At 37.2% G+C, this 10235-nt stretch carries 11 protein-coding genes; 10 read left to right on the plus strand and 1 reads right to left on the minus strand.

Features of this window, described 5'->3' with window-relative positions:
* Window positions 1-5: 5 nt before the first annotated feature.
* The gene (locus tag JK154_RS06375; RefSeq protein WP_211991669.1) at window positions 6-893 is read right to left on the minus strand and encodes a LysR family transcriptional regulator; all 888 of its coding nucleotides are present in this window, start codon (window positions 891-893) and stop codon (window positions 6-8) included.
* Window positions 894-987: 94 nt separating this feature from the next.
* Here JK154_RS06375 and JK154_RS06380 point away from each other — a divergent pair, with 94 nt between their 5' ends.
* The 10 genes from JK154_RS06380 (at window position 988) to JK154_RS06425 (ending at window position 10097) form a co-directional block, all read left to right on the plus strand.
* On the plus strand, window positions 988-2061 hold the full coding sequence (locus JK154_RS06380) for a nitronate monooxygenase (protein ID WP_211991670.1): 1074 nt from the start codon (window positions 988-990) through the stop codon (window positions 2059-2061).
* Between the two features lie 1230 nt (window positions 2062-3291).
* A complete protein-coding gene (locus tag JK154_RS06385; RefSeq protein ID WP_211991671.1) occupies window positions 3292-3753 on the plus strand; it encodes a hypothetical protein in 462 nt (153 codons plus the stop codon).
* Window positions 3754-3763: 10 nt separating this feature from the next.
* Window positions 3764-6544, plus strand: a complete 2781-nt coding sequence (locus tag JK154_RS06390) for an AAA family ATPase (RefSeq protein ID WP_211991672.1) — start codon at window positions 3764-3766, stop codon at window positions 6542-6544.
* Between the two features lie 344 nt (window positions 6545-6888).
* Window positions 6889-7764: a DUF6387 family protein gene (locus JK154_RS06395; protein WP_211991673.1), complete on the plus strand. Its 876-nt coding sequence runs from the start codon at window positions 6889-6891 to the stop codon at window positions 7762-7764.
* 148 nt (window positions 7765-7912) lie between these two features.
* Window positions 7913-8143, plus strand: a complete 231-nt coding sequence (locus tag JK154_RS06400) for an AlpA family transcriptional regulator (RefSeq protein WP_211991674.1) — start codon at window positions 7913-7915, stop codon at window positions 8141-8143.
* A 20-nt stretch (window positions 8144-8163) separates the two neighbouring features.
* Window positions 8164-8478, plus strand: a complete 315-nt coding sequence (locus tag JK154_RS06405; protein ID WP_211991675.1) for a hypothetical protein — start codon at window positions 8164-8166, stop codon at window positions 8476-8478.
* 76 nt (window positions 8479-8554) lie between these two features.
* Window positions 8555-8851 carry a hypothetical protein gene (locus tag JK154_RS06410; protein WP_211991676.1) on the plus strand — a complete coding sequence of 99 codons (297 nt, stop codon included), beginning with the start codon at window positions 8555-8557 and terminating at the stop codon, window positions 8849-8851.
* A gap of 121 nt (window positions 8852-8972) precedes the next feature.
* Window positions 8973-9209, plus strand: a complete 237-nt coding sequence (locus tag JK154_RS06415) for a hypothetical protein (RefSeq protein ID WP_211991697.1) — start codon at window positions 8973-8975, stop codon at window positions 9207-9209.
* 26 nt (window positions 9210-9235) lie between these two features.
* The gene (locus JK154_RS06420; RefSeq protein ID WP_211991677.1) at window positions 9236-9592 is read left to right on the plus strand and encodes a hypothetical protein; all 357 of its coding nucleotides are present in this window, start codon (window positions 9236-9238) and stop codon (window positions 9590-9592) included.
* Between the two features lie 271 nt (window positions 9593-9863).
* Window positions 9864-10097 carry a hypothetical protein gene (locus tag JK154_RS06425; protein WP_211991678.1) on the plus strand — a complete coding sequence of 78 codons (234 nt, stop codon included), beginning with the start codon at window positions 9864-9866 and terminating at the stop codon, window positions 10095-10097.
* Window positions 10098-10235: the final 138 nt, after the last annotated feature.

Consider the following 10235-nt stretch of genomic DNA (forward strand, 5'->3'; position numbering starts at 1 on the left):
CCACATTATGCTGATATATTTGACGTATTCTGAAGTTTCTCCAGCAATATATCCATGGCGGGTGAACTGAAGTCTTTGCGCCAGATTAGCTGTGTCGTGACCATACCTGCGGGAAAAATATGAAGCCCGGCGGGTAATTGTAAGAGCATCATTACACTTTCAGGCAGTACGCACATGGAAGAACCTGACGCAACGCATGCAAGCATCGAGTGGTAGGAATTAACCTCTTGTATCTGAATTTTCTCTCCGCGGCCGGTCATTTGGCCTAACAATCCTGTGGCCATTTCACGGTAAGTACAGCCTTTAATAAAGGTGGCGAGCTGGCCCTCATTTATGTCTTCAATCTTTTGGACTGATTTCATTGTGGGGGGAAGGATAAGTAAGAGTTTTTCATTAAACAGCGGATGATACTCCAGGCTGTCAGGGCATTGCACTTTGCCATTCACATCGGATGGCAGTGCAACCAGGGCAGCATCCAGTTCGGAATTCACCACTTTTTCTGTCAGCTGTTGTGTCGGCCCGGTGCACAATCTGAGTGTTACCGCAGGGCAGGATAGATTAAAAGCCGTAAGGGGCTCAGACAGGCGACTGGCCACCGTCGATTCCATTGAGCCCAGTTTCAGCAACCCTTCGGGTATCCCGGGGTGGAGGCTCTGGCGCGCCTCCTCCGCCAGGCTCAGAATCCTTTTTGAATAAGTAAGGAATTTTTTTCCTTGCGGGGACAGCCTTAATCTTCTGTTTTCACGGATGAAAAGCTGTACATCCAGTTCTTCTTCAAGTTGCTGAATACGTGTTGTCACATTTGACTGTACGCGCCCCAGCCGTTGTGCGGCTTTAATCACGCTTAATTCTTCTGCCACGACGATGAAAATTTCCAGTGAACTATGATTCATTCCAATATTCTCATTTTGAAAATGATATTGACATTTAAGTCTCATATGGAGATTTTATGGCTTTCCTCTGTAGAACATCAAGCGGGTAAATACGATGAGCAACATTCTGTGCGACAGACTCAATATCGACTATCCCATTATTCAGGCACCTATGGCTGGTGTTTCTACACCCGAGCTGGCTGCGGCGGTCAGTAATGCCGGCGCTCTGGGATCTGTCAGCGTAGGGGCCTCTCTCCCCTGGCAGGCTGAAGCAATGATAAAAAAAACGCAGCAACTCACACGTTACCCATTCAGTGTGAATGTGTTTTGCCATGAACATCCCCGGCGAAATCCGCAACAAGAAAAGGCGTGGATAGCTCAGTTCCGCGATATTTTTTCTTATTATGGCGCAGAAATGCCGGGTGAATTGTCGGAGATTTATCAATCTTTCCATGATAATGCTTCGATGCTCGAAGTGCTCCTCAGCACCGCTCCCGCCGCTGTGAGCTTCCATTTTGGTATCCCTTCTAAAACGGTGATTAAAAGCTTTAGCGACCGTGGGATTCTGACTTTTGCCACGGCAACAAACATACAAGAAGCCCTGCTGATTGAATCGGCAGGCATTGACTTTATTGTGGCACAGGGCATTGAAGCAGGGGGGCATCGTGGGGTCTTCAATGTTCGTGAAAATGATCACCAGCTCAGTACCGTTACGTTAGTTCAGGCGATCAAAAGAGTATCATCATTGCCGGTTATCGGTGCCGGAGGAATAATGGATGGCGCAGGTATTGCATCGATGCTTAAACTCGGAACCGTAGGGGTACAAATGGGAACCGCTTTTATTCTTTGCCCCGAATCATCGGCTAATGAAGCATACCGACAGGCTCTAAAAAGTGAGAATGCTTCCCGTACTCTCATGACATCGGTTATTTCCGGTCGCCCGGCAAGGTGTATATCAAACGATTTTTGTAAGCTGGCGCGACACCTGACGTCGAATAATATTCCGTCTTATCCACTGACTTATGCTTTAGGAAAATCGCTCGCTATTGCCGCTGCAGCGAAAGGTGATCATGGCTTTGGTGCTCACTGGGCCGGGCAGGGTGCAAGCCTGGCCCGCGAGATGGCTGCCAGTGATATGATTACTACCCTGGTAAAAGAATGGAGAGAGGCCCGGAGTGAAACATCGTGAGCGTGCTCTGACGGATATAGCGTAGGAACGCTATCGGGTATGAAAGACGATTTTTATCCTGGTTACCGGGCTTCTGTGCTCTTAACGAGGTGGCAATATACATACTCTGTGGATTTCAGCCTGTTCCGTGCTATGAACGCAGGGTGGCCCGCTCTTCCGGGGGGCTGTGGCGTAGTTGTCCTTGCCCACTAAGAGGTTTATCAATAAAAACTGTATTAAAAAATGATTTCACACTCAGTAATGGTTTTTTAGTCGTGGGGTCAACAAACAAACGTCCGTATACAGACTCACTAAGGTGTACTGACTGGTGCAGACCAATGTCAGCCGTCAGTTTATATTTTTCTCAAGAGGCCTGGTATTTTGGGGGCAGTGACTGACACAATTCGCCCTCTTAAGCTGCCAGGGAGGATATAAACGAACCAGGACGGCCAGTAATAGCGGTAATCACATTGGGGAAGGAAGAGAGATAATCTAAAACAGTGATAATCAATGGCCAGAAAGCAAAAAAGCAGACGTTTTTGGACGTCTGCTTTCTTTAATATGGCTCCTCTGACTGGACTCGAACTTCATCTGTATATCCTTTTATTGGCGGTTTTGTGAGTTTTAATGTTATTTATACCAACACTTCTACCAACATTATTTAATCTTAATATGTAAAATGTCAATTAAAAACAATTGGTTATAACAATATCTTGTTGTCTATTGCTATCTGGCAGCACTGTTATGCTCAACACCATGTTGTCAGTATTTCCATGATTTTAATGCATTAAAAACAATTTATTATGAATGTTATAACTCTATTTTTTACTTTGTCCGCGGGGCATTGGATTAACTATTTATGAGAACCTTAAGCCAGTTGATTATCTGCCCTACATAGCAGCGCTGTATCGGCGCTTAGATGTGCAGCCCGTCGCTTTAGCCACATGTCAGTAAACGGCAGGTGTAGAGACATGTGGCGCAGCTACTTAGCATAATCTGAGTTACCTGCATATTACTCTATAGACTGCTTTAATCTGTGGACAAAGTTCGGTGTCATGCTCTTGTTTCTTACACGGTCGTTGAATTGCTACATTGCATAAAATCATTAAAGAGAAAATATATCGGATACCTTAAAAATTAAAAACACAGTATAATCAATGGGTTGGTTAATTTTTTGAACATAAATGTTTTATTGTATTATATGTGATAATTGCTATCATGAGAGTTATTTTACCCTCATGGTACCCCAATATGAAATACACGGAGTTTCTATCGTCAGCGAAAAGACATAACCACGCTTGCCGAGTTTTGAAAGAAAAGCTTGATAGTTTGGGTGATGGCTGTGCTGAGGATGTTGAATATAAATTTTTAGTACTTAGCCTTTACTATCTTTCAGGATATATAATTGAGTGTTCTATTAAATATAAGATTTTTCAACTAGAAAACTACGATTTACACTCTGATGTTAATGAAGAAGAATGTGAAAAGGCTGGTATAAATTACAAGAAAAAAATAAAGACGCACAATTTCAATCGACTACAAAATTATCTTGATTCATTGGTCAGCGGGATAAACCACGTAAGTGAAAAAAATGAAATTAACAAATTGATTAATGAATGGACACCGGAGATAAGATATTCAACTGTTGAATTGAGTTATGAGCAAGTAAAAGAATTATATTCACATACAAATAACTTCCTAAAGATGATTTAAGGATAAATAAATGTTAAAATCAATGAGCTTCATTCAAAGGATAGAAAGTGATCTAAAGGAAAACATTAATCAAAAATTAATTTTAGATTATTACATTGAGTTAATGGTAAACCAAAATGTAGAAGTTTATGTTGTTAGTGACGTTATTAAAATAAAAGATGAACTATTCCTTGATTTAGTAAGTTTCAATGAATTAGAAAATGAAAAAATAAACTTCACTTTTCTATCAGAGAATAAACATTCTGATGAAGAATATGAGTATTTATTTACAAAAGAAAAAGTATCGATTGGCTTAAGGCGTTCGTTGAGCGCTTTACTTAATATGAAAAAAGGAAAAAATAAACATAAAAATGTTTTAACTTTTTTCAGTTATAAAGGTGGCGTAGGACGCACAACAAGCCTAGCATTAACTGCTACTTTTTTGGCGAGGAAAGGGAAAAATGTTTTTGTAATTGACTGCGACTTTGAAGCCCCGGGACTGATAAATTTTTTTAATAGTGCCCAATCAGATAACTGTAAAGGGGGGATTGTAGAGTATCTAAATGATAAATCTTTTGATAGAAATTCAAGCATTAAAGATTATGTTTATAACATTGAAAAAAATTATTCTGGTAGTGGAATTATAAATTTAATGTCTGCTGGGAATATCATGCATGACCATGAAAACTTGGTAAGCTATTTAGAGGGACTTGCAAAGTTAGATTTGCAAGGAGAGAGGTTAGTTAACATTTTTGATAATATCATAACCGATATTAATACAGAGTTTATGCCAGATGTAATCCTTGTTGATTCTCGGACTGGCTTCAATAATACATTTGGAGCCTTAGCACAAGTATCACAAAACATTGTTGTATTAGCTGGTGATGATGCCCAAAATCAACCGGGGATAGAATATGTTACAAAAATTCTGAATGAAATGAATATAAATACTTGTTTCGTACTATCAATAATTAGTAGTAACTTCAGTCGTCGTTTTAATAATTTTTCTAATCATATACAAGGTATTGCATCATTTGATACTGAAGTTTTTTATTTTGATAGACAAAATACTCTTGAATATATTGGTACTCCTTTGGAGGACAGAGATGATTTAGATGATTTCATTAATGGGGAAAATGGGTCTACGCAATATCAGAAGTTTTTTAATTATATCTATGAGGTTACATCTGAATCTTTACTGATCAATAAAGAAGATACATTAAAGAATGAAATTAAAGATGAGGTAAATAGAGGGTTATTAAATTCGATTGAAGGCATTGAAGTTTCATATGATGAAAAAGAAAATCAGAGTATATCATCTGAAGTATCAAATGAAACCATTCAAGATAAAGTATTAAATGATTTAAGGGATAAACTTCCTGATCTTTATGCCGAGAATATTGAATACTCGGATGATTATATAAATGAGTTGTTCTATTTTAGACCTTGTATGGAAGATTTATTTATACCTGAAAAAAATATTTTATTAGGAGACAAAGGGACAGGAAAGACGGCTTTCTATAAAGCTCTCCAAATTAATAGTTTTTTCGATATGTTAATCTCAAAATCACAAAAAGAACAATTGAATTATAGTGTGTTAAATATTACAAATTTCGATAATGATAATTTCGAATTTGATGGGTTTGATGTATATCATAAAGATGAATTGTTCATAAAGCGTTTTTGGATTTTTTTCATATGGAATGCAATTTGTTCTAGAGGAGAATATGGTTGTAAAAACCCTTCTTTGCGTATGGAACTTGGGAATTTCAAAATATCGGAAACAATAATTAGCACATTAAAAGATTCGGAAAAATACTCACTCATTGAAGACGAAATGAATGAGATAAATAAGAGATTAAAAAGTGATGATAAACGACTTCTTATTACTTTTGATCAATTGGATAATATTGTAAAGCCGTTCTTATGGAATGATGTAGTTTCGCCTCTTGTTAAAATAGCAATACGTTTTCCTTACGAAAACATTCATCCAAAACTATTCTTAAGAAGAGACTTATATCAAAGACTTGGTAACTTAACAAATAAAAATTCGTTTACTCCACGTATCATTGATCTGGAGTGGACACAAAATGAAATATTTTCATATTTTTTGAAGATTGTATTTAATTATTCTAAAGGTAATTTTTTTACATTCTTATCTACCTATTTATCGAGTCCACTATTAATACAACAAATTCAGAGAAAGCTAAAAACAAAAGGAGTTGTGCACAATCAATTACCATTAGATAAGTATCTCATACAGCCAGTTATAAATGCATTTTTCGGTTCTCCAAGGCCTAAAAAAAATGGCAGGTTAAGTACCGCATATGAAGATTTATTTAGGAATATTCAAAGCGCAGATAAAACTGTAAATCTTCGTCCATTTATTGATCTTTTGACAAATGCCATTAAAGAACAGGATGACCAAGATTATGAGAAAGGATACCGTAAAGATTCTATTATTGGTTTAGCTTATTGCACCAGTAAACAAGTTAGGAAAAATGCAGTTGTAAAATATCTTGAAGACTTATGGAATGAAAAAGGCAATGAATTTGTTAAGTACTTTTGTTTAGATTTATCCAATAATAAAGTAAGTTCTAACTTTAAAAAAAATGTACTCAATGAAAGTAGTTTTGATCGACTCTTAGAAGAAGTTATTAGAAATCATGATGATGATGAGGTAATTAAATTGGGGACTCTTTCAGAGTTTAAGCAAATACTGATTGCTAACAAAATCATAACGCCGTATATGGTTGGAAGTAAAACTAGATATGGGTTTGCTTATTTATATACTAATTATTTAGGTATGTGATGTACAAATGGCATCATGAAACCGTGATGCCTTTTTTATTTTTAAAATTCGTCAGTAATCTAATATTTAGCTCTTGATCTTTTATGTTAATCTTGCTGCTTCATAAAATAATTTTTGAACTTAATTATATTTGTGTCAGACATGGTTAATGTCCGATGTTAACACCTAACAAAAAATAGATATGTCTAGAATTCTTGAAAAATGGTCTAGTTAAGTAATTTTCTAGTATTGGGACGTTAATATATTGGGGCAATTTAGTCAGAGATGATCATATTTTTACTTTCTCTATCGTATTGAATACGTTAACTTTGTCTCTAAACGTAAACATATGTTAAGAGAGAAAAATGAATAAAAAGATGCATAAAACGGAGATTGTAGAAGCACTAAGCGAATGGTTTGATGTAAGTCGCTATGATGTGCTGAAAGATTTAACCCTAGAACAAATCTATGCTGAGCTGGAAAGACGGATTTTTGCTTATAAAGCAAGGCAACAGTGGGAAACGGCCGGTGAAGAGAATCAATTGCTGGCGATACACCATGATGCCCTGATCCGTTCTGGTCAGGTTATACGTGAGACTAAATGGCTTTCTGACAGTCATATGCTCGCACACAGCTATGCGGTCAGGCCAATGACAAGGAATTCGTTGTTCAACTATGGAAGGGCGATGTATCGTCTGGAAAACAACACGCCTAAAGATGATGTTTCAGTGAGTTCAGAATACATATCTGAATACTTGAAGCAGGGCGGGTTGAACCCTGCTAACAAGATGCTGATTGAAATCGATTTAGATGAAGCCAGCAGCGATGATTTGGCTGAACACCTAAAAGTGCTTATCAGTGAGTGGCAGAAGCACCTCAAGGTATCTAAGCCCCCGGAAAAAGATTTCCGCTTTGGTCATAAAACCTTCCAGAAGATACTCGATTACAAAATCATCCCTCTAATGGATCTCATTGGTTGGGAACAACTCAACAATCAAAAAATCCCATATCCTGTGCTGGCAGGTATCCTCCATACCGATATGCGCTATGCCAGAGGCAGCGAACAAATCAAAGATACGGATTACCCTCTGGCCTATGATTTTTTAAATAATGATAATTATTTCAAGTCATTGAATGATTTTTTCATAAAAAACATACATGTGAAAAGCTCCGATATCCTTGCTGTCATCGGCATGAATGACAAACCCGAACCTAAGAAGAAAACAAGGGACAGTCGCTAATCCTGAACATCCCCGATATTCACCTTTCATAAAAATCCCCTAAATTCACTGGTCCTGAACTTCCCCTCTATTCAGGGCTGGTGAACTAACCTAGTTTCTCACATGAGTTATCCATACAATTATTTCCATCGCAAAACAGGAGATAAATATGGTTCAAATCGTAGCAAACAAAAAACAACGTCTTATTCGTTTACCAGAAGTGATTAGAAGAACAGGATTTGGAAAGACATGGATTTATACGCTTATTAAAGCAGGACGCTTTCCATCGCAAGTTAAAACGGGTTTAAGGTCTATTGCCTTTATAGAAAGTGAGATTGATGCATGGATTGAGAAAATCATTTCTGATTCACGTCCTGTATCTGAACAACAAATATTTTAATAACAACAAGAGGAAATAAAATGAAGAGTAATAAAATGAAAAATATCAAAGAATCATCTACCAATATTTTTACTGCTATGGCAAAAAATCTTTATATCTCAGGAATACGTATATATAAAGAACAAGAAGAACTTGAAGTGTTAACGGCTATTATGTTGGATAGCGACAGAACAGAGTTATATCTTTTGCATGTTAAAGATTATCTGGCAAAACGCTTTGATGCACATATGGAAGAAATGGGTAAAAGAGAAAGACTGATTTATGTTGATATGGATAAAGTCATGCATGAAATGAGATATGTTCATACTCAAGCATTACTTTTTAGTATGAGCTAATAACACCATATTTGGCCCCGGAAGGGGCTAATAAGAACAATGAATAAAATAAGCATTTAACTATGAGGGTATAAATATGTCTAAAGAAAAAATAAGCATTAATAAATCAACCGAACTGTTCTATGACCTTGCATGTAGATCGTTTGCCGCAAGCTGGAATATGTTCATGGAAGTTAATGGCAATGGGGATGCAAATGATTATTTGGATGACCCGGATTTTATGAGTCCATTTATTATCCATGTTATAGATCATATTCAGAACAACTTTGAGATATTTACAGCTAAAGAAGGAAATGGCGGCAATATTCATGAGGTTAACTTTAAAATGGTCGCAGCCATGTTGGTTGAGTATTCAGACACCTTTAGAAAATAAGAAATAATTTTGCCCTGAAAGGGGCTAACCGAAAAATAAGAGGGAAATATAAATGGTAAACAACATAAAGAAAAACGAAACATCTACGATATTACGTAAAAAAGGCAACAAGCAAAGCTCTATAACAAATAAAATATCTGTAGTAGCAAGTATGCTGTGCGAAGGAACCCCGAAAGTAAAGAATACTATTCAAGAAAGCCTAGATGTGTTTATTGCTCTGAGCGGATATTCAGTAGAAGACATGATAGAGAATAAGGGTTTGATCGATGCTTTAAATCGACATATCAATAACGATTTAGTTGATGAATTAGATCTGGAATATGGTTCTGTCATCATTAATATTGTATATAACAACTAACCATTAACATAATAGAAGGATTAAAGATGAAAGAGATTACATTAAATAAAAATGATAAAGAACTAAACGAACTTATTGTCAACATTTTACAAGGATACTGTGATGAGATATATGGCATTTACGAAAAACATCCTGAAACAGCAATCGATATTTTGAAAGATGGTTTCATGTCAAGCGTCATATATGATGTTTTGATAACGCGTGAGATGAAGAAATACGCTATCAAAAACAACATATCTGATATAAACAGAAGAGATTTAAAAGCCACAATCTTGTATTGGCATCAGGAACACATCATAGAACTTGTTTCAAAGAATATAAATCAGGATGAAAAGGGAGATCCAGTTTATTGGAAGCTGAAGATAACAGTAGTCCAGCAATGATAAATGATTATTGTCCAGAACGGGCAAATAAAGACGATAAGCAGAACATAACTCGTAAAGAGAGCCATCAGCGGATCATGACAGTGGATTAATTTCTGGCAACCAGATTAATAAATCCATCATTAAAGTGATCCATACGTCAAGACCGCTCCATCGTTACTGCCATGTCGCCTTTATGTTAATAATTACATGATAAATATGATATTTAAGTTAAATCACAAATCAGTTAGTATTGCCGCCACGCAGTGACAGACATGACATGGAAAAGGAAATGGATCGTCAATATAACAATGAAGTGACCCCGGAACTGTTGGCAGCAATGGATCAATCATCATTGACGGCGGAACAACTGGCAGAGATGGATGATGAAGGACGAGTACTGAGCGAAGAGCAGGATGAATACATCATGCTGCATCCTGTGACAGTGCTCTGGCGTAAGGCTGTGTCGGGGATACTGACTGGCAGTGGCCTTGTCAATGGAGAGGTAAATGATGGGGTATCGTGAGAACTGTTACGGGCGGGGACTTGCCCTGCATGGAGATAAAACAACCACGGGTGCCAGTTGTATCAGTTCACTGGGGCAGGGTACCTCTAATTTTGGTCTGGGGATAGTGCGTAAGGGGGATCACACCACCACCTGTCC

It is taken from the genome of Citrobacter sp. JGM124 (assembly GCF_018257795.1).
Classification (GTDB): domain Bacteria; phylum Pseudomonadota; class Gammaproteobacteria; order Enterobacterales; family Enterobacteriaceae; genus JGM124.